The sequence below is a fragment of the Haloarchaeobius ordinarius genome (assembly GCF_051801355.1).
Taxonomy (GTDB): domain Archaea; phylum Halobacteriota; class Halobacteria; order Halobacteriales; family Natrialbaceae; genus Haloarchaeobius.
Map to the genome: position 1 here is coordinate 2,754,718 of NZ_CP196560.1, position 16,595 is coordinate 2,771,312.

At 66.1% G+C, this 16,595-nt stretch carries 19 protein-coding genes; 4 read left to right on the plus strand and 15 right to left on the minus strand.

All coding sequences use genetic code 11. From position 1 onward, the window contains the following. Positions 1-70: 70 nt before the first annotated feature. On the minus strand, positions 71-1,390 hold the full coding sequence (locus ACSC1R_RS14405; protein ID WP_439026421.1) for an MFS transporter: 1,320 nt from the start codon (positions 1,388-1,390) through the stop codon (positions 71-73). Between the two features lie 135 nt (positions 1,391-1,525). On the opposite strand from ACSC1R_RS14405, the gene ACSC1R_RS14410 reads away from it, so the two are divergent. After that, positions 1,526-1,810, plus strand: a complete 285-nt coding sequence (locus ACSC1R_RS14410; RefSeq protein ID WP_439026422.1) for a hypothetical protein — start codon at positions 1,526-1,528, stop codon at positions 1,808-1,810. 56 nt (positions 1,811-1,866) lie between these two features. Here the strand turns inward: ACSC1R_RS14410 and ACSC1R_RS14415 are convergent, their stop codons facing one another. Beyond that, a complete protein-coding gene (locus ACSC1R_RS14415; protein ID WP_439026423.1) occupies positions 1,867-2,856 on the minus strand; it encodes a hypothetical protein in 990 nt (329 codons plus the stop codon). A gap of 159 nt (positions 2,857-3,015) precedes the next feature. On the opposite strand from ACSC1R_RS14415, the gene ACSC1R_RS14420 reads away from it, so the two are divergent. Further along, the gene (locus tag ACSC1R_RS14420; RefSeq protein WP_439026424.1) at positions 3,016-3,234 is read left to right on the plus strand and encodes a hypothetical protein; all 219 of its coding nucleotides are present in this window, start codon (positions 3,016-3,018) and stop codon (positions 3,232-3,234) included. Here ACSC1R_RS14420 and ACSC1R_RS14425 read toward each other — a convergent pair. From ACSC1R_RS14425 to ACSC1R_RS14460, 8 genes are read right to left on the minus strand one after another with little or no spacing between them, the layout of a single operon-like run. Further along, the gene (locus ACSC1R_RS14425) at positions 3,216-3,701 is read right to left on the minus strand and encodes a GNAT family N-acetyltransferase (protein ID WP_439026425.1); all 486 of its coding nucleotides are present in this window, start codon (positions 3,699-3,701) and stop codon (positions 3,216-3,218) included. The two genes, ACSC1R_RS14420 and ACSC1R_RS14425, sit on opposite strands and share 19 nt — an antisense overlap. 60 nt (positions 3,702-3,761) lie before the next feature. Then, a complete protein-coding gene (locus ACSC1R_RS14430; RefSeq protein ID WP_439026426.1) occupies positions 3,762-4,301 on the minus strand; it encodes a hypothetical protein in 540 nt (179 codons plus the stop codon). Between the two features lie 55 nt (positions 4,302-4,356). After that, positions 4,357-5,244 (minus strand): DMT family transporter, encoded by an 888-nt coding sequence (locus ACSC1R_RS14435; RefSeq protein ID WP_439026427.1) that lies wholly within the window; start codon positions 5,242-5,244, stop codon positions 4,357-4,359. Beyond that, a complete protein-coding gene (locus tag ACSC1R_RS14440) occupies positions 5,245-5,955 on the minus strand; it encodes an ABC transporter ATP-binding protein (protein ID WP_439026428.1) in 711 nt (236 codons plus the stop codon). Continuing rightward, positions 5,952-6,755, minus strand: coding sequence for an ABC transporter ATP-binding protein (locus ACSC1R_RS14445; RefSeq protein WP_439028726.1), 804 nt, complete (start codon positions 6,753-6,755; stop codon positions 5,952-5,954). The genes ACSC1R_RS14440 and ACSC1R_RS14445 overlap by 4 nt, the downstream gene beginning before the upstream one ends. Positions 6,756-6,757: 2 nt before the next feature. After that, positions 6,758-7,864, minus strand: coding sequence for a branched-chain amino acid ABC transporter permease (locus ACSC1R_RS14450; RefSeq protein WP_439026429.1), 1,107 nt, complete (start codon positions 7,862-7,864; stop codon positions 6,758-6,760). Beyond that, positions 7,861-8,820 carry a branched-chain amino acid ABC transporter permease gene (locus ACSC1R_RS14455; RefSeq protein ID WP_439028727.1) on the minus strand — a complete coding sequence of 320 codons (960 nt, stop codon included), beginning with the start codon at positions 8,818-8,820 and terminating at the stop codon, positions 7,861-7,863. The genes ACSC1R_RS14450 and ACSC1R_RS14455 overlap by 4 nt, the downstream gene beginning before the upstream one ends. 54 nt (positions 8,821-8,874) lie before the next feature. Beyond that, positions 8,875-10,191, minus strand: a complete 1,317-nt coding sequence (locus tag ACSC1R_RS14460; RefSeq protein WP_439026430.1) for an ABC transporter substrate-binding protein — start codon at positions 10,189-10,191, stop codon at positions 8,875-8,877. 164 nt (positions 10,192-10,355) lie between these two features. On the opposite strand from ACSC1R_RS14460, the gene ACSC1R_RS14465 reads away from it, so the two are divergent. Then, a complete protein-coding gene (locus ACSC1R_RS14465; RefSeq protein ID WP_439026431.1) occupies positions 10,356-11,195 on the plus strand; it encodes a proline dehydrogenase family protein in 840 nt (279 codons plus the stop codon). Between the two features lie 151 nt (positions 11,196-11,346). Here the strand turns inward: ACSC1R_RS14465 and ACSC1R_RS14470 are convergent, their stop codons facing one another. The 4 genes from ACSC1R_RS14470 to ACSC1R_RS14485 all read right to left on the minus strand — a co-directional run bounded on the left by ACSC1R_RS14470 (position 11,347) and on the right by ACSC1R_RS14485 (position 14,810). Further along, the gene (locus tag ACSC1R_RS14470; RefSeq protein WP_439026432.1) at positions 11,347-11,871 is read right to left on the minus strand and encodes a hypothetical protein; all 525 of its coding nucleotides are present in this window, start codon (positions 11,869-11,871) and stop codon (positions 11,347-11,349) included. Between the two features lie 314 nt (positions 11,872-12,185). Beyond that, the gene (locus ACSC1R_RS14475) at positions 12,186-12,620 is read right to left on the minus strand and encodes a hypothetical protein (protein ID WP_439026433.1); all 435 of its coding nucleotides are present in this window, start codon (positions 12,618-12,620) and stop codon (positions 12,186-12,188) included. A 197-nt stretch (positions 12,621-12,817) separates the two neighbouring features. After that, positions 12,818-13,564 (minus strand): helix-turn-helix domain-containing protein, encoded by a 747-nt coding sequence (locus tag ACSC1R_RS14480; protein ID WP_439026434.1) that lies wholly within the window; start codon positions 13,562-13,564, stop codon positions 12,818-12,820. Between the two features lie 136 nt (positions 13,565-13,700). Beyond that, a complete protein-coding gene (locus tag ACSC1R_RS14485) occupies positions 13,701-14,810 on the minus strand; it encodes a M24 family metallopeptidase (protein ID WP_439026435.1) in 1,110 nt (369 codons plus the stop codon). A 155-nt stretch (positions 14,811-14,965) separates the two neighbouring features. On the opposite strand from ACSC1R_RS14485, the gene ACSC1R_RS14490 reads away from it, so the two are divergent. Beyond that, positions 14,966-15,973 (plus strand): LLM class flavin-dependent oxidoreductase, encoded by a 1,008-nt coding sequence (locus tag ACSC1R_RS14490; protein ID WP_439026436.1) that lies wholly within the window; start codon positions 14,966-14,968, stop codon positions 15,971-15,973. A 12-nt stretch (positions 15,974-15,985) separates the two neighbouring features. On the opposite strand, the gene ACSC1R_RS14495 is transcribed toward ACSC1R_RS14490, so the two are convergent. After that, positions 15,986-16,522, minus strand: a complete 537-nt coding sequence (locus ACSC1R_RS14495; RefSeq protein WP_439026437.1) for a GNAT family N-acetyltransferase — start codon at positions 16,520-16,522, stop codon at positions 15,986-15,988. Positions 16,523-16,595 lie beyond the last annotated feature (73 nt).

Here is a 16,595-nt window from a genome sequence, read left to right on the forward strand (position 1 = left end):
ATTGTAACAGACTCGTGGAATAAGTCTACTGTTCCCAGGGACTCACGGAGACCATGGAGGCGACGGTTCCCTACTGCGAGCCCGTCGCGGCCGCCTCGCTCTTTTCGGTCTCCGGTTCCCCAGTGGTTCGCTGGTGGAGCCACACCGCACAGGCCAGCGCGACGAGCCCGTTCAGCGCGGCGATTCCGAACGCGACCCGGTAGCCGAACAGCGAGTACACGCGCGAGCCGGCGACGAGTTCGCCGGTCCAGAAGGCGTCGAGCGCCGCGCCGAGGACGGCAGGGAAGATGGCCCCGCCGAAGAAGCCGAGTGCGTTGACTGCGCCCGTCGCCGTCCCGCTGACCGAACCGTGGTAGCGCTCCCGGGCGACGGTGTAGGCGATGGTGAACCCGCCGAGGAGGAACATCACGGTGAAGAACGCGACCGCGACGAACGCGAGCGGCGGCGTCCCGAGCGCCGCGATGAGAGCGTACGCGAGGGTGTAGACGACGCCAGCGGCGACGATGAGGCCGGTCCGGCGGCCGAGGTGGTCCGAGAGCCAGCCCATGACGGGTGAGCCGACGACCAGGCCGGCGTTCCCGAGCAGGGTGAACACGGACGCCTCGGACACGGAGAGGCCGTACGCCTGGACGAGGTAGGGGATGCCCCACAGGCCCATCACGGTGAAGTTCGTCCCGATGACGAAGAACAACATCCCGCCGAGGACCCAGGTCACGCGACCTGAGAGGACGAGTTTCGCGTTCTGGACGGCCTCGCGCGGGGTTATGTCCGGCGGGTCGGCCGTGCCCGCGATGGGCTCCAGGTTCGCGTCCGCGGGGTCGTCACGGACCACGACGAAGATGGCAGCGGTGATGGCGACACCCACCACGCCGACCGCGACGAACGCCGACCGCCAGCCGTAGTCCGCGACGAACAGCGCGAGCGGGGTGGTGGCGATGATGCCGCCGAGGGCCGATGCCGAGAGCGTCAGTCCGGCGACGGTCGCGAACTCGCCCGTCTCGAACCAGTTCGCACAGAAGCGCAGGGTGGCGATGTAGACGACGCTGGCCCCGACGCCGATGAGCGCCCGGCTCGCGAACCCCGTCAGGTAGGCGTCGCTCACGGCGAAGCCGAACACGCCGACAGCCATGACGAGTGACCCGATTGTGGCGACCCGCCGCGTGCCGGTCTGGTCCGCGAGCATCCCTGCGACGAGTTGCATCGGCGCGTAGATGTAGAAGAAAGAGGCGTGGAGCAGGCCGAGTTCGGCGGCGCTGGTATCGAACGCCCGGGTGAGGTCGTCCGCGAGGACGCCCGTCGACACACGGTGGAAGTTCACGAGCACGAAGGCGGCCGAGAGCGTGAACCACCCGAGCCACCGGCGTCTGGTCGGGTCGCGCCAGAGGGACATGACGGTCGTAGTTCACGCCCTCCAGAGAGAAAGAAGTGTGGGACCGAGGTAAGATGGCGTCAGTGTGGTGGGGTCACGGCATCGTGTCTCACGTCCCCCGAAGCTTGAACCGTGCGCCCTCTGTAGCCGCCGCCGATGGTCGAGAAGGACGCCGTCCGCCGCGGGTACGACGAGGTGGCCACAGAGCACGACGCACAGCGAGACGAGGGCGTCGAGATGCAGTGGAACATGGCCGGTGAAGCGACCACGCGTGACCAGTTGCTGGCAGCTGGCTTCGAGGTCATCGAGACGTGGGGCGCACCGACCTCGCTGGCGTGGGACCGACAGAGCCACGGCGGTGACGAGCAGGAGACGGACGACACGACCGACGAAGACGACGACTCGCCGTGGACCTTCTTCGTGGCACGAATCGAGGAATAGCGGGGGTCGGGTGACGCGGGAGCGGACCGGGGACCGGCGAACGGACCCTATCGCATCTACCGCTGGCCGGCCAGCACCGCCCGTTCGCTGCCGTCGGTCCCGGTGACGACGGCGGCGACCTTGCGGCCCTGCAGGGCCTCGGCTGGCACCCGGACCAGCAGCGTCGAGAGCTGGACCTGCTGGCTGCACATCGCGTCTTTCTCTTCGACGGCGGCGCGGACCCGGAGCCGGCGGCCCTGTTCGACGCCCGCGGCGGCGAGCGACTCGCAGGGGTTCGGGACCTGCTTTTCCAGTGCGACGATGGCCTGTGAGGAGAAGTCGGTCTCGGAGACGAAGGTGGCGGCTTCTGCCTGCCCGTCGAGCGAGAAGTCGGCCGCCGAGGTGAGCGTCGCGACGCGGTAGTTCGGGCCGGCACCCGCAGAGACGGTCAGTCCGTCCGGGTAGAGCGCGTCGGTGTGGTGGACGTGGAGCGACCCGTGTTCGACCTGACTCGGGGTCTCGACGGCGTACGTCTCTGGCGAGCCGCCGCCGACGCTGAGCGCCACACGCTCGGGCGCGCCATCGCCCGATTCGACGCGGGCGAGTACCGTCTCGTAGGTGATGGCCTGTGCGCCCATCTCGGCTTCTTCGGTGCTCGCACTCACGCGTAGTTCCGCACCGGCGCGCTCTACCGTCTCCAGCGCGAACTCGGTCGAGATGCTGGACAGGTACGTCTGGACGACGAGGAGGTCCTGTGAGCCGAAGTCGGTCTCGTCGACGAACGCGCGGGTCGCGTCGTCGAGTGCGCCCGAGACGAACTGGTCGACGGCGGTGGTGTCCGTGAACACCGTCGCGTAGCGTTCGCCGACGGAATCAGGGCCGATGCCGTCCTCGACGACGAGGTCGTTCACCCGGTAGCTGTGGGCTTCGAAGGAGAGTTCGCGAGGCTCGGTGCCGTCGGGGCCGTCGTCTCCGGGCGTGGTCGTCGCGTCGGTCAGGCAGCCCGCGGCACCCGCGACGGCGGCGGTCCCGAGGACACGGAGGAAGTTTCGTCTGTTCGTTCGCATACCCGGTGCAACGACATCGGTATATGAAGCCTTTCGGCTAGCTCAGAGAGCGATTTCACCGAAATCGACTGTCAGGACGCTCGTACTGAAGGTTTGGAGATTTGATTGCTCACTGGAATGAGGGCTCAGAGATATGCTGGTTGGCACCCAATCCGGGGCATGACTGGCGAACCGAACACCGGAGACGACCACACGACCGAGCCGGGCGAGACGGGCGAATCGACCGGGCGAGGCTGGGCGGACCTCGCAGTGGCAGTGGTAGCAGCCGTGACGTACCTCGTCGTGTCGCAGTCGCTCGGGACGCTCGAATCGGTGGGCGCGGCCGCGGTCGCGGGGCTCTGCGTCGCGGTGGCGCTGAATTACACGAGTTTCAGGTAGATGTTCTCGTCGTAGCTCTCGCCGCCGATGGTCGTGGTCGCGCGCTGGACCTGCTCGAAGCCGAGGCCCTCGTAGAACTGGTTCCCCGGCTGGTTCGCCGCGAGCACCATCGCCTCGACACGGTCGACCCCCCTGGTCGCGAAGTCGTCGATGGCGAACTCGACGAGCGAACGGCCGGTTCCCTCGCCGCGGTGGTCCGGGTCCACGTACACCCGCATCAGGGTTCCCGTGTCGTCTGCGATGACGCCGTGGGCGAACCCCGCGACGTCGCCGTCGGTGAGTGCGACGAGGACGAGGGTGTCGACCGCCGCGATGTCCGACCGAAGGCGGTCCTCGCCGTACCACTCGTGGACGGTGTCGAGGATGCTCTCCCGGCTGATGATGTCCGGATAGTCCTGTTCCCACGTCCGCTCGGCGACTCGCTGGATGGCGTCGATGTCGTCGACGGTGGCGTGCCGGTAGTCCATGCTAGTTGCTAACGCAGGCGTGCCGGATGACTGTTACTCCGTAGCGGTCGCCCGGGGTGGCTACGATTGCGCTGCGTCCGTCTCGTCCTCGGTCGCTTGCCGCCGTCGAATCGTGTCCTCGTCGACGTAGTAGACGAACCACTGGGTGAACCAGTCCGCGTGGACATCGGTGGCGGTCTGGGTACCTGTGGCCTCGCCGCCGGTGTTCGAGTAGCCGGTACAGCTCACGAGGACCTCGTACCCCTCGCGGACCGGCTCGACCGAGTGGACCTCACAGGAGAGTTCGACCTCCGAGTACTCGTTGTACCAGAGCTGGTTGTACACCCAGCGGTACTCGTGGTCGTGCACGAACGCACGGGCGGTCTGTTCGGTCCACTCGTCCGGACGCTCGGGCCGGGACTTCGGGCCGTCCGGGAACGGAACATCGGTGTCGGGATAGCTGGTCCGGGTCTCGGTTGGAGTCCCGGTTCCGGTCGTCGGCTCTGTCGTCGTGGGGTCGGTGTCGGTGGTGCCGCCGAGTGACCCGTCGAGACAGCCGGCGAGCGCGGCGACGCCGGCACCGGCGAGGCCGGCGAGGAGGGTGCGTCGAGTGTAAGGCATACTATCAGGTACCTGTCGTTCGGGTAAGTGCTTTGTCGAGGCTGAAACCAGCGTTTCAGTCGGCCTCGGTGCTGACGACCCAGATACCGGCGGCCATCACGGCACCACCGACGACGAAGCCCATCCCGACGGATTCCTCGAGCACGAGCACGCCGAGGACCGTCCCGACGACCGGCTGGGCGAAGAAGAACACGGCGACGGTGCCGGCGTCGACCGTCTCGATGCCGCGATACCAGAGGTACCACGCGGCGGCCGTGGCGGCGACGCCGAGGTACCCGACGGCCGCGACGACGCCGAGACTCGGGACGGCGGGCACCCCGACGACGGCGAGTTCGGCGGCGGCGAGAACCGCCATCATCGGCACCGCGGCGGCAGCCGAGTAGGCCGTCGTCGCCAGCGCCGAGTACTCCCGGACCAGCGGCGTTCCGCGGACGGTGTAGATAGCCCACGCGACGCTCGCGACGACGAGCGCGAGGATACCGAGGAGGTTCCCGCCGGCGAGCGACGACAGGTCGTACTGGCCGGCCAGCACGACGACCGTCCCGACGACGGCGAGGGTGACGCCGACGGTTCGGCGGCGGGTGACGGTCTCCCCCAGCACGAGCGCGCCGAGGGCAACGGTCGCGACCGGCGTCAGGATGGTGACCAGCGACCCCTGGCTCGCGTTCGTCAGGTCGGTGCCGACGAACTGGGTCACGAGCGTCAGCGACACCCAGCCGCCGAGTGCGGCGACGGTTCGCCACTCGGCTCGTGGCAGTCGCTGGCCACTGTGTCTGACGACGGGCACGAGAACAGCTGCGCCGAGTGCGACCCGCAAGAACGCGAGCGTCAGCGGCGGGAGACTATCGAAACTCCACTCGCTGACGACGAACATGCCACCCCAGAGGGCGGCGGCGGTGAGGGGTGCGAGCGCGAACGCGAGCCCTCGCACCCTCCGCCGCATTCACCCACCGAGGTAGAGTCTGGACACTTCGGGGTTGTCGAGCAGGTCGCCAGCGCGGTCCTCGAACTCGACCGACCCCTGGTCGAGCACGTAGCCGCGGTCGGAGATGCCGAGGCCCTCCTTGGCGTTCTGTTCGACCATCAGGATGGCCGTCCCGAGTTCGTTGACCTTCTTTACGTTCTGGAAGACGTCCTGGACGATGTTCGGGGCGAGACCGGCGCTGGGCTCGTCGATGAGCAACACGTCGGGCTCCATCACGAGCGCCCGGGCGAGCGCCAGCACCTGTCGCTGGCCGCCCGAGAGCGTCCGTGCTTTCGCCTGTTTCTTCTCCTCGAGTACCGGGAAGCGGTCGTACAGGCCGTCGATGGTCGACTCCAGCCCGCTCTTCTTGGCGACGCCACCCATCCGCAGGTTCTCGTCGATGGTGAGCGAGCCGAAGACGTTCTCGACCTGCGGGACGTACCCGACGCCCTCGCGGACGAGGTCCTCGGGGGCGGTGTGGGTGATGTCCCGGTCGCCGACCGTGACGGTCCCGGCCCACGGGTCGAGCAGGCCGAAGACGGTTTTCAATACCGTGGACTTCCCGGCCCCGTTCGGCCCGATGATGCAGACGATTTCGTCCTCGTTCACGTGCAGGGACAGGTCGAAGAGGACCTGTGCCTCGCCGTAGCCGGAGTCGACGTTCCGCACGTCGAGTGCACGCCGTGTCATTCGCCACCTCCGAGGTACGCCTCGATGACGCGCGGGTCGTTGCGGACCTCGTCGGGGGTGCCCTCCATCAGGACCCGTCCCTGGTCGAGGACGATGATGGGGTCCGCGAGGTCCATGATGAACGGCATGTCGTGCTCGATGATGCAGAACGTCTGGCCCTCCTCGTTGAGCTCCTTGACGAACCGCTTGATGTCGTTCGCGAGCGTCGGGTTGACACCTGCGACCGGCTCGTCGAGCAACAGCACGTCCGGGTCGGTCGTGATGGCACGCGCCAACTCGACCAGTTTGAGCTGGCCGCCCGAGAGTTCGGTCGAGGGCTGGTCGATGAGGTGGTCGATCTCGAAGCGTTCGAGCAGGTCGATGGCCTGGTCGATGTTGGCCGACTCCTCCTCGGTGACCTTCCCCGGTGAGGTGAACAGCGAGAGGACGGACTCACCCACCTGTGGGCGTGGTCCGACCAGCATCGCTTCTCGCACGGTCATGCCTTCGAGTCGCCGCGGCGTCTGGAAGGTCCGGACGAGGCCCGCCCGCGACACCTCGTAGGGTGCCGCGTCGGTGACCTCCTGGTCGTTGACGTACACCTGCCCGTCGTCGAGGTCGTAGAACCCCGAGACGAGGTTGAACAGCGTCGACTTGCCGGCCCCGTTCGGGCCGATGAGACCCGTGATGGAGCCGCGTTCGACCTCCAGGGTCACGTCGTCGGTGGCGACGAGGCCACCGAACGCCTTCTTCAGCCCCTCGGTCCGGAGGACGGGGTCGTCCTTGTTCAGCTTCGCACCGGAGTAGTCGAGTTCGTTCAGGCTCACTGGGTCTCACCCTCGTTCGAGCGCCGCGCGTCGGTCCGCCGCGCCCCCGGCCAGATGAGCTCCGAGCGCGGGGGCAACAGGCCAGCCGGCTTGTACCGGACGACCACGATGATGAGCAGTCCCACCAGTAACAGGCGGAGCGATGCGATGTCGAGTCCCTGAACCAGCTCCAGCAACACCGGGAGGCCCAGGACATCGGAGACGAACTCCACGAAGTCCGGGAAGAAGCGCGTTCCCTCCAGGATGGCGATGATGGTCAGGCCACCCAGGATGGACCCACGGTTGCTCGCGGTGCCGCCCAGGATGACGGCGACCCAGATGTAGAACGTGGTCAGGGGGACGAGGTCCGTGGGGTCGATGTACAGGTTCACGTGGACGTAGAACGCGCCGGCAATCGCCATGATGACGCTCCCGAGGACGAACGCCTGCATCTTCAGACTGAACGTGTTCTTCCCGAGTGCCTTCGCGAGGTCCTCGTCGGACCGGATGGTCCGGAGGACCCGGCCCCACGGCGAACGCTGCATCCGCCGCAGGAGCAAGTAGACGGCTCCGATGAGTCCCACGACGACGGCCAGATTGGTCGCCTCCTGGGTCAGCGGGAGGCCCTCGAACAGGTTCGGGATGCCGCTGATACCGGAGCTTCCGGCGGTCCAGTCGCGCTCGTTCCGGATGACGAGGCGGATGACCTCCGCCAGCCCCAGGCTCGCGATAGCGAGGTAGTCCTCGCGCAGCTTGAGCGTGGGGATGCCGATGAGAATCGCGATTAGCGCACTCACCACGATGGCGGTGAGGAACCCCAGGACGGGGTGGAGCCCGAGTTGCAACGGCGAACTCGGCGACGTCAACAACGCCGTCGAGTACGCACCGATGCCCCAGAACGCGGCGACACTGAAGTTGATGAGGCCGGTGTAGCCCCACTGGACGTTCAGTCCCATGGTCAACAGGATCCACGACCCGGCGAACGCCAGGGTGCGGAGCACGTAGGGGAGCTTGAGTACTCCAGCCGCGAGCAGCAAGAGCACGAACCCGGACGCGACCGCGATGGCGGTTACGGCCAGACTGTCCTCCTCGACGGACTCGCGCATGGAATCGACGACACTCATGCCGCATCACCCATGATACCACTCGGTCTGGCCAGCAGGATGGCGACCATCAGCAGGAACGCCACCGCGGGCGCGTAGTCGATGCTGAGCGGGATACCGAAGGTGTCGAAGATGAGCGGCGTCAGCTCGTGGACCATCCCGATGACGAATCCGCCGAGCATCGCGCCGTAGACGCTGCCGATACCGCCCAAAATGACGGCGGCGAAGACGACCAGCAGGATGTCGAAGCCCATGCGCGGGCGAACGAGCGTCTCCAGTCCGAGGAAGACGCCCCCGGCGGCCGCGAGTGCGGCGCCGATGACCCACATCGCGATGGTCACCTCGCGGGTCCGGATGCCGCTCACCCGCGCCAGCGAGGGGTTGTCGGCGGTCGCGCGCATCTTCCGCCCCAGGGTCGTGTACTGGAGCAGGAGGTGCAAGCCGGCGACGAGGACGACCGCGATGACCACGATGGCTATCTTCCGCGGCGTCACCGAGATGTTCAGCGCGTCCTGCAGGGCGGGAATCGGCCCGGTCCGGGTCACGCCGTAGCGGGTGCCGCCGGTCTCCAGCGGACTGAGATACACCAGCGCCCGATAGGAGAGGGCGACACCGATGCTCGTGATGAGCAACTCGATGGACCCTGCGTCCGTGTTCTTCAACGGCTCGTAGATGATGCGGTCCGTGGCGACCGCGACGACGGCCGAGAGGACCATCCCCACGAGTAGCGCCGCGAAGAACCACGCGGGCAGCCCGAACACGCCCGCGTCACCCAGCATCGGTTGCAGGACCCCCGCCGTGGCGAGCGTGCCGAACGCACCGACGGTCATCAGGTCGCCGTGAGCGAAGTTCGCGAAGTCGGCGATGCTGTACACCAGCGAGAGGCCGATGGCCGCGAGGACGATGATACTGCTGTAGACCACGCCGTTGACGACGTACTGGAGCGGGTTGACGCTCACTTGCAGGACGAGGCTCACGCTACCGACCCCCGTGTCCCTGTCGTCGACCACGAAGCCGTGTCCCGGTCCATCTTAGCTGGTGATGTAGTCGCCGTAGTCGTACTCGTGGTTCGCGACGCTGTAGACCTGGTAGAAGCCCGGCGGGTCGCCGTTCTCGTCGAGGTCGACTGGCCCACTGACACCCTGGTAGTTGATGTCGCTCGGGCTGCCGCCGTCTTGCAGGATGGCGGCGGCCTCTTCGTAGGTGAACACCTCCTCGCCGTCGGGACGGGTCACGTCCCGGACGACCGACTCGATGGCCGAGCCGGAGAACTCGTCTGCGGCGGTGACCGCGAGCGCCGCGACCGTCACGGCGTCGTACGCGTACGCGGACCAGACGGTCGGACTCGCGTCGAACTCGCTCTCGAACTCGGAGACGAAGTTCTTGTAGTTATCCTGGTCCGAGGGGGCGCTCTCGGTGATGCCCTTCATCCCGTCGATGCTCCCTTCGGGCGTGTTCGCGAGAATCTCGTCGGCGACAGTGGACTCCGCGCCGAAGAAGTCGACCTGCTCGTTGTAGCCCTGGTCGAACGCGTTGTTGGCCATGACCGTGAACTCGTTCGCGTAGGTCAGGAACAGCCACGCGCTGGCCCCCGACCCCGCCATCTCCGTCAGCAGGCTGCTGTAGGAGGACTGGCCCTGGTCGTGCGGTTCGTTGTACGCGACGTCTCCGGAGAACTCCTCGGCGAAGACGCCCTGGAGCCCCTGGCCGTAGTCGTTGTTGATCCACGTGACCGCGACCGAGTCGTGGCCCTCGTCGGCGACGAACTGCGCGAGCGCCTTCCCCTTGGCCGCGCCACTGGGGCTCATCCGGTTGAGGCCCGCGCGGGTGGTGAGTTCTGGACTGGTCGAGTTCTGGCTGATCTGGACCACGTCGTTGCCCTTCACGACGCTGTCGTAGATGGCGATGGAGACGCCACTGCCGACGGAGCCGATGAGCAGCGGGACGCCGTCCTGGTCGACGAGCTTCGAGGCGGCGTTCACCCCCGCCTGGTTCGTACTCTCGTCGTCCTCGACCGATATCTCGAGTGTCCCCTCGCCGTTGGGGCCGACGCCCGCAGCGTTGATCTTCGAGAGTGCCAGTTCCTTTCCGCGCTTGTTGCGCTTGCCGTAGGGTGCCAGCGAGCCGGTGAGTGAGTCCACCATCCCGATGGTGTACGTGCTCATCCCACCGTCGCCACCGTCCCCGCCACTGTTGCCGTCTCCGCCGTCACCGCCACCGCCGCCCCCGCCCCCGTTCCCGCCGGAGTCGTCGTCGGTGTTCTCAGCGTCCCCACCGCTCTCGAAACAGCCGGCACTGAGTGCAGCTATCGAGACGCTCGTTCCCATCAATATATCTCTGCGCGACAACGTACGGTTTCTATCTGGTTGCATGACGAACTGTACCACGGTACCACGAGACGGTGGTTAAGGTGGCTCCCGACCATGGTCGGGACTGGCTTTCGTTCGAGAATATCGTGCTGAAACGTATGGTCGGGTGGTGATTTAGGGGGTAGTTCCCCGAGTGTCGTGGTATGATACCGCCTATCGCATCGAACTTCGTCGCGGGCGAATCCCCCGCGGCCGCCATCGAACGTGCGGAACAGACCTCGACACGTGGCGTCGGCTCCATCCTGAACCTGCTCGGCGAGCACTACGAAGAACGTCCACCGGCGGACGCAGACGCCGACGAGTACCTCGAACTCGTCGCGGCAATCGCCGACAGCCCCGCGACGGCCTGCGTCTCGGTGAAGCCGTCACAGATCGGCCTCGACCTCGGCGACGACGTGTTCGCGGAGAACCTCGAACGCATCGCGGCCGCGGGCGACGAACACGACGTGTTCGTCTGGGTCGACATGGAGGACCACACGACCACCGACGCGACGCTCGACGCGGTGGAGGAGCTGGGACACGCGACCGGCGGGAACGTCGGCGTCTGCGTGCAGGCGAACCTCAAGCGCACCCCCGAGGACCTCGAACGGCTGGCGGAAGTACCAGGAAAGGTCCGGCTCGTGAAGGGTGCCTACGACGAGCCGAAGTCTGTCGCGTACAGGGACAAGGCCCGCGTCGACCAGCAGTACCGCGACCTTCTGGAGTACATGTTCCAGGAGTTCGACGACGGCGTGGCCGTCGGCAGCCACGACCCCGCGATGATATCCTACGCACGCGACCTCTACACCGAGTACGGGACGCCGTACGAGATTCAGATGCTGATGGGTGTACGCGAGAGCGCGCAGTTCGAACTCGCAAGCGAGGACGTCGAGGTCTGGCAGTACGTCCCGTACGGCGGCAAGTGGTTCCAGTACTTCTACCGCCGGGTGCGCGAACGCAAGTCGAACGCACTGTTCGCGTTGCGTGCCGTCCTGACGGGGTAGGGGAGCACGGAATCGGTCGCGTCTGTCTGGCCCCTACGGATTCGATAGCTGTGGCGTGCTGAACAGGACGGGTCCCTGTGACGACCGGGTCCGATTACTCCAGCGGGAAACACGGGAAGGTCTCGTCGATGGGGTGCACCAGCCCGCTCCATCAACGGGGCTGGTCAGCGAGTGTGAGCACGCGCCTGACGGTGACGCTTTGCTCTCCCGGTTCGGTGAGTAGACTGGTGTAATCGAGTGAAAAGATGTACTCCCCCTCATCGAGCGTGTCCGTGAGGGTCGTCTCGGTAACCCCTATTCGACTGTATCTGGAGACGACGGATACGTCGCGGGCACCTTCCACGTAGGCATCGTACGCCTCTCGTTCGAAGACGAGGCAGTCGATCTTCGCGTCACCTTGCACGGCGATGTCGTAGTGCAAGACATCGCCGCTGGCCTGTGGCGAGTTCGTGAGTGCGATAGCCGAGAACTGCCCGGGACGAAGCGTCGGAGTACCCGCCGCGCGAAAGTCCTCGTACGCCCTGCGGTCATCCGTCGGATAGTCGTCGACGTCATCGGGAACCCCGTCTCCGTCTGCGTCGGGGGCTGTTGTGGGTGGAGAAGAGTCTCGAGAACCGAGACAGCCACCCCCAATCCCGGCCAGGGCCGTCACGAACGCGCGCCGAGACTGCTGCATACCAGCGAAGATGAAATCACGGGCATAAAGTCTTCGTCCCTGCTGGGTATACCCCTGCACCGAGGACTATCCGCCGTCGTCCTCTCACCCGTCCGGGGAGCGTCTCTCCCGGATAGCGCACGTGATGGCTCCATTCGTGCCCGGTATGCGATACGACTCGGCGAAATACAGCCGTCTCTCGGGGACAGCAACTGCCGACGTGCTGCGTCGAATCACCACCGATAGGGACCCCTGAAACGCCTCTCGGAAAGGGTGTGACCGACATAGAGGATGCAGTCAGCACCGGGTTGTAGACAGTGACGACGTCGGTAGCATCACTCTGAGCGGCGACATCTGAGACCGCCGTCGTCGAAAAAACCCGACCAGTCGAGGGCTCCCGATTCGCTGACTGTGAATGTGAGGTTTGCATACGCTCCTGCTCCCTGCGTGACGGCGTCGTCTACTCGAACCGTCTCCGTCTTGCCCCCATCGAGCGTGCACGTCACCACGAACGGGCCACGTCCGGACCACTCACAGGCGAGTGCCTCCAGTTCCAGCCCCCGCGTCCCCTCCAGTTCGATACCTGTCTCGTGGACGACCGAGCCGTCCTGTTCGATGGTGAGCCCGAACTCGTGGGCGACACCGTCCCAGTTCCTGACGACGACGTCTCCGAGATACGACGGACGCCGAGAGTCGAGCAGCTTCAAACAGCCGCTTCCGAGGGTAGCTGCCCCGACGCTCAACGTCTGGAGTACTCCTCTTCGGTACACACTTCTCATGCCGTGTGGCCAACGCAAAACAGTCTGGGGTATTCCCACACCACAGAACGGCGACCTCGTTCGATTTATCCACGAAGTCTCCCGAATCGACAGCTCCTCATCCGGCCAGCAGTCGGGACCCGATTCCCGCCCTGTATTCAGCACGTCCGTACCAAACGATCAGCGACGGAATGGTTCGACAGAGCTACTCAGTTCGACTCGGGGTCGAGCAGTTTCGATTCGGCCTTCCGCAGGTGTTCTAACAGTGTCGTCTTCGACACGTCGAGTTCCGCCGCGAGTTCGCGGGTCGAGACCCCACGCGGCCACTGGTAGTAGCCCCGTTCGCGGGCGTGTTCGAACACTTCGCGCTGGGTGTCGGTCAGGGAGTCCATCCGCCAGCGCTTCTCGTTCAGCGGCGTGTCGAACGAGGTGATACTCGCCACCTCGATGTCCGCGCCCGCCTCGTCGCGGACCGCGTCGAGGTGGGGTTCGACCTGTTCGCGCGTGCCGGAGAACACGACCTGCCAGTACTCTCGCCCGCCTTCGATGCGACAGGGGGCGTTGTGGACGAACCCGTGTGAGAGCAGGGTCGGACAGACCATGTCGCCGGGGTGGTAGTCGAGGAAGAACTCACGGGCGACGTTTCCCGGTGTCGACGACTGGCCGGCGTAGTCGAACCGTTCCTGGAGTTCGTGGACCTCTCCCGTGAGTCGGGAATCCTGGATCTTCGAGAGCAGGCCCTCGACCTCGGTGGTCGTCTGGCCGTACGCCGTGAACAGGCCTCGAACCGTCTGGTCGACGACTCCATCGGGCCCGTCGTAGATGGCGTGTGCGATGACTCCGCCTGCGACTTCCTCGGTCGATTCACACGCCCAGCAGTTCGGATGCCACAGGTCGAGTGTGAGTCTGGTTCCCTGGAACCCCCCGCCGTCGTTCGTCCCCGCTCTTCCAGCCATGAAGGTGTAACTGGTGTGAACCCTCAAGAATATGTTGCCAACGTTTCCCATACTTTCATATTCATACTGCCAACTAAGGTGGTCGGGGCGAGATGGGCCCAGTTCGAAAAACGGCTCTCGGCGGTTCGGTTCTGGCTCAGAGCGCTTCCCACGTCCGCGGTGACTGGTTCAGTCGCTCGCAGCCACTCTCGGTGACGACGACGAGGTCCTCGATGCGCACGCCGAACCGGCCGTCGAGGTAGATGCCCGGTTCGACCGAGAACACCATCCCTGGTTCGAGTGTGTCGTCGTTGCCCTTGACGATGTACGGCGGTTCGTGCACGTCGAGGCCGACACCGTGGCCGGTCCGGTGGATGAACTCGTCGCCGTAGCCCGCGTCTTCGATGACCTGGCGAGCAGCCCGGTCCACCGCCTGCGCTTCGACACCCGGTTCGACAGCCGCGACACCGGCCTCCAGCGCGTCGAGGACGGTCCCGTGGACCTCCTCGAAGCCCTCCGGTGGGTCCCCCGCGAAGACCACGGTCCGGGTCTGGTCGCCCGGATAGTGGTCGACGAACGCCCCGAAGTCGAGGACGACGGGGTCGCCACGCTGAATCTCGCGGTCGCCGTGGTCGTGGTGGGGTTTGGCGCCGTTCGGGCCCGAGCCGACGATGACGTCGAACGCGAGGCCGTCGCCGCCCACCCCCGCGAGCGTCGACTCTATCTCTTCGGCGAGTTCGTGCTCGGTCAGCCCGATGGCGCCACCGCCGAGTTTCCGTATCTCCTCGCTGGCCTGGTCGGCCACCTCGGCCGCCCGGCGGAGCGCGTCGAGTTCCGTCTGGTCCTTGCGCAGGCGGAGGTCGTCGAACACCTCGCTGGCGAGGCCGAACGTGGCATCGGGGAGCGCCGTTTCGAGGTCCTGCGTGAATGTGGCCCACATCGTATCGTCGACGAGCAGGTGCCCGCCCAGCAGGTCGAGGTCGGCCGCGATGGTCTCGACCGACCCGACGGGGTCGTCCCCGTCGGCCCACGTCCGCACGTTCGACACCCACGACTCGTCGCGTATCTGGGAAGCGTACAGTTTCGGGACGAGAAACACCGGGTCGCCTGTCTCGGGCACGAACAGGAACAGGTGACGCTCCGCGGGCTCCTCGTGGAACCCGCTGGCGTAGTACAGGTTCGGGCTGGGGAACAGGACCGCGGCGTCCGCGTCGACCAATTCGAGCCGCTCTTGACAGGCACGGGCCCGTCGCTCGAAATCGTTCATGCCCACCTGTAGGCTGGGGGACGTGAAGTAGTTCCCGTGTACCGGTTTCCGGGATGTGAAGTCGTGGTGTGGGGTCGTGCGACCGCGGCATCGAAATGTACGCCTCCATGCCGATTGGGGAACGACTTTCACTACTCCCGGCAACAATTACGACCATGAAACTCGGCACGGGACTGTTCACCTGCCAGCGCCGACCGGACGACGACCGGACGACGACCGAGATCTACGACGAGATGCTCGAACTCGGCCGGACCATCGACGAGGCCGGCCTCGACAGCATGTGGGTCTCGGAACACCACTTCACCGAAGACGAGTACCTCCCGGGGACGATGCCCTCGCTGTCGGCGCTCGCGGCACAGACCGAGAACGTCGAACTGGGGACCTGTATCGCCCTCGCGCCGCTGTACGACGGGGTCCGCCTCGCCGAAGACGCCGCGACCGTCGACCACGTCTCACACGACCGGCTCACACTCGGTCTCGCCATCGGTTCGAACCCGAGCGAGTTCGAGGCGTTCGGGGTGCCAATCGAGGAGCGCGCCGACCGCCTGGCCGACCAGGTGAAGCTCCTGCGAGCCGCGTGGTCCGAGGGGCCGCTCGACTACGACGCCGAGTTCCACGACATCGACCCCTCGGTGAGCGTCACGCCGAAACCGGTCGGAAACCACGTCCCCATCATGCTCGGCGGCGCGGCCAAACCGGCGGTCCGGCGTGCGGCCCGGGAGGCCGACGCGTGGTGTGCACCCTCCAAACTCTCCATCGGCGGCCTGAAGAAGCGCGTCGAGGACATCCGGACCGTCCGCGAGAAAGAGGACATCGACGGCGACTTCGAGGTGTACATCATCAAGCACGGGTTCGTCGCCGATTCGAAAGAAGAGGCGTGGAACGAAATGAAGCCCGGCTACTTCTACATCCAGCGCCGGTACGCCGAACTATTCTCGGGCGAGACGGTCGAGGAACTCCCCGAGGAACGCAAGGAAGAACTGAAGAAGCAGGCCATCTTCGGCACCCCGGAACAGGTCACTGAGCACCTCGAAAAGTACCGTGACGCGCTGGGCGACGACGTGCACGTCATCTTCCGCACCTACCACCCCGGCATCGGCACGGAGACGATGAAAGAGTGCATCCAGCGCCTCGGGAGCGAGGTCGCACCGGAACTGCGGTAACTCGCTGCGACCCTACTCTAGTCGTTCGCGCCACTCCTCTTCGAGCACTCCCCAGCTCAGCAGGTCGTGGTAGGTCCCGTCGACGAACGCCTGTTTGCGGGCCGTCCCTTCGTGGGTGAACCCGGTCTTCTCCAGTACGCACCGGGACCCCTCGTTGGTCGCGACGGTCTTCGCCTGCACGCGGTGCAACCCGAGCGAGTCGAAGGCGTATTCCAGGCCGAGGTCGACCGCGGCCGTGGCGTACCCGTTGCCGCCCTCCTCGGGGAGCACGAAGTACGAGAACGTACAGATTCGGGACTGCCAGTGGATGCGCTTGACCTGCAAGAGGCCGGCCAGCCCGTCCGAATCGATAGCGAACGGGACGTGCCGGTCGTCGTCGTGCCAGCGCTCGACCATGGCCTCGAACGGGCCCGCAGCCTGTGGTTCGACGGTGTCCAGCATCCGCCAGACGTCGGGGTCGTTCCACCCCGCGCGGAGCGCCGGCAGGTCGTCGACTTCGAGCGGCCGGAGCGACACTCGGCCGTCGGTGAGGAAGGCGTGTTCGGTCATAGACGACGATGGGCTGCCGGCGAGAAAGAACCGTCGGAACCTGACCACTGGGTCGCGACCTGTTCTGTCAGCT

Excerpts from the sequence above, each read along its gene's own strand:
- ACSC1R_RS14410 (WP_439026422.1), top strand. The coding sequence starts at position 1,526 with ATGGTCGAGAAGGACGCCGTCCGCCGCGGGTACGACGAGGTGGCCACA.
- ACSC1R_RS14440 (WP_439026428.1), bottom strand. The coding sequence starts at position 5,955 with ATGACACGGCGTGCACTCGACGTGCGGAACGTCGACTCCGGCTACGGC.
- ACSC1R_RS14485 (WP_439026435.1), bottom strand. The coding sequence starts at position 14,810 with ATGAACGATTTCGAGCGACGGGCCCGTGCCTGTCAAGAGCGGCTCGAA.
- ACSC1R_RS14480 (WP_439026434.1), bottom strand. The coding sequence starts at position 13,564 with ATGGCTGGAAGAGCGGGGACGAACGACGGCGGGGGGTTCCAGGGAACC.
- ACSC1R_RS14425 (WP_439026425.1), bottom strand. The coding sequence starts at position 3,701 with ATGGACTACCGGCACGCCACCGTCGACGACATCGACGCCATCCAGCGA.
- ACSC1R_RS14465 (WP_439026431.1), top strand. The coding sequence starts at position 10,356 with ATGATACCGCCTATCGCATCGAACTTCGTCGCGGGCGAATCCCCCGCG.
- ACSC1R_RS14490 (WP_439026436.1), top strand. The coding sequence starts at position 14,966 with ATGAAACTCGGCACGGGACTGTTCACCTGCCAGCGCCGACCGGACGAC.
- ACSC1R_RS14435 (WP_439026427.1), bottom strand. The coding sequence starts at position 5,244 with ATGCGGCGGAGGGTGCGAGGGCTCGCGTTCGCGCTCGCACCCCTCACC.
- ACSC1R_RS14430 (WP_439026426.1), bottom strand. The coding sequence starts at position 4,301 with ATGCCTTACACTCGACGCACCCTCCTCGCCGGCCTCGCCGGTGCCGGC.
- ACSC1R_RS14450 (WP_439026429.1), bottom strand. The coding sequence starts at position 7,864 with ATGAGTGTCGTCGATTCCATGCGCGAGTCCGTCGAGGAGGACAGTCTG.
- ACSC1R_RS14415 (WP_439026423.1), bottom strand. The coding sequence starts at position 2,856 with ATGCGAACGAACAGACGAAACTTCCTCCGTGTCCTCGGGACCGCCGCC.
- ACSC1R_RS14420 (WP_439026424.1), top strand. The coding sequence starts at position 3,016 with ATGACTGGCGAACCGAACACCGGAGACGACCACACGACCGAGCCGGGC.
- ACSC1R_RS14470 (WP_439026432.1), bottom strand. The coding sequence starts at position 11,871 with ATGCAGCAGTCTCGGCGCGCGTTCGTGACGGCCCTGGCCGGGATTGGG.
- ACSC1R_RS14495 (WP_439026437.1), bottom strand. The coding sequence starts at position 16,522 with ATGACCGAACACGCCTTCCTCACCGACGGCCGAGTGTCGCTCCGGCCG.
- ACSC1R_RS14405 (WP_439026421.1), bottom strand. The coding sequence starts at position 1,390 with ATGTCCCTCTGGCGCGACCCGACCAGACGCCGGTGGCTCGGGTGGTTC.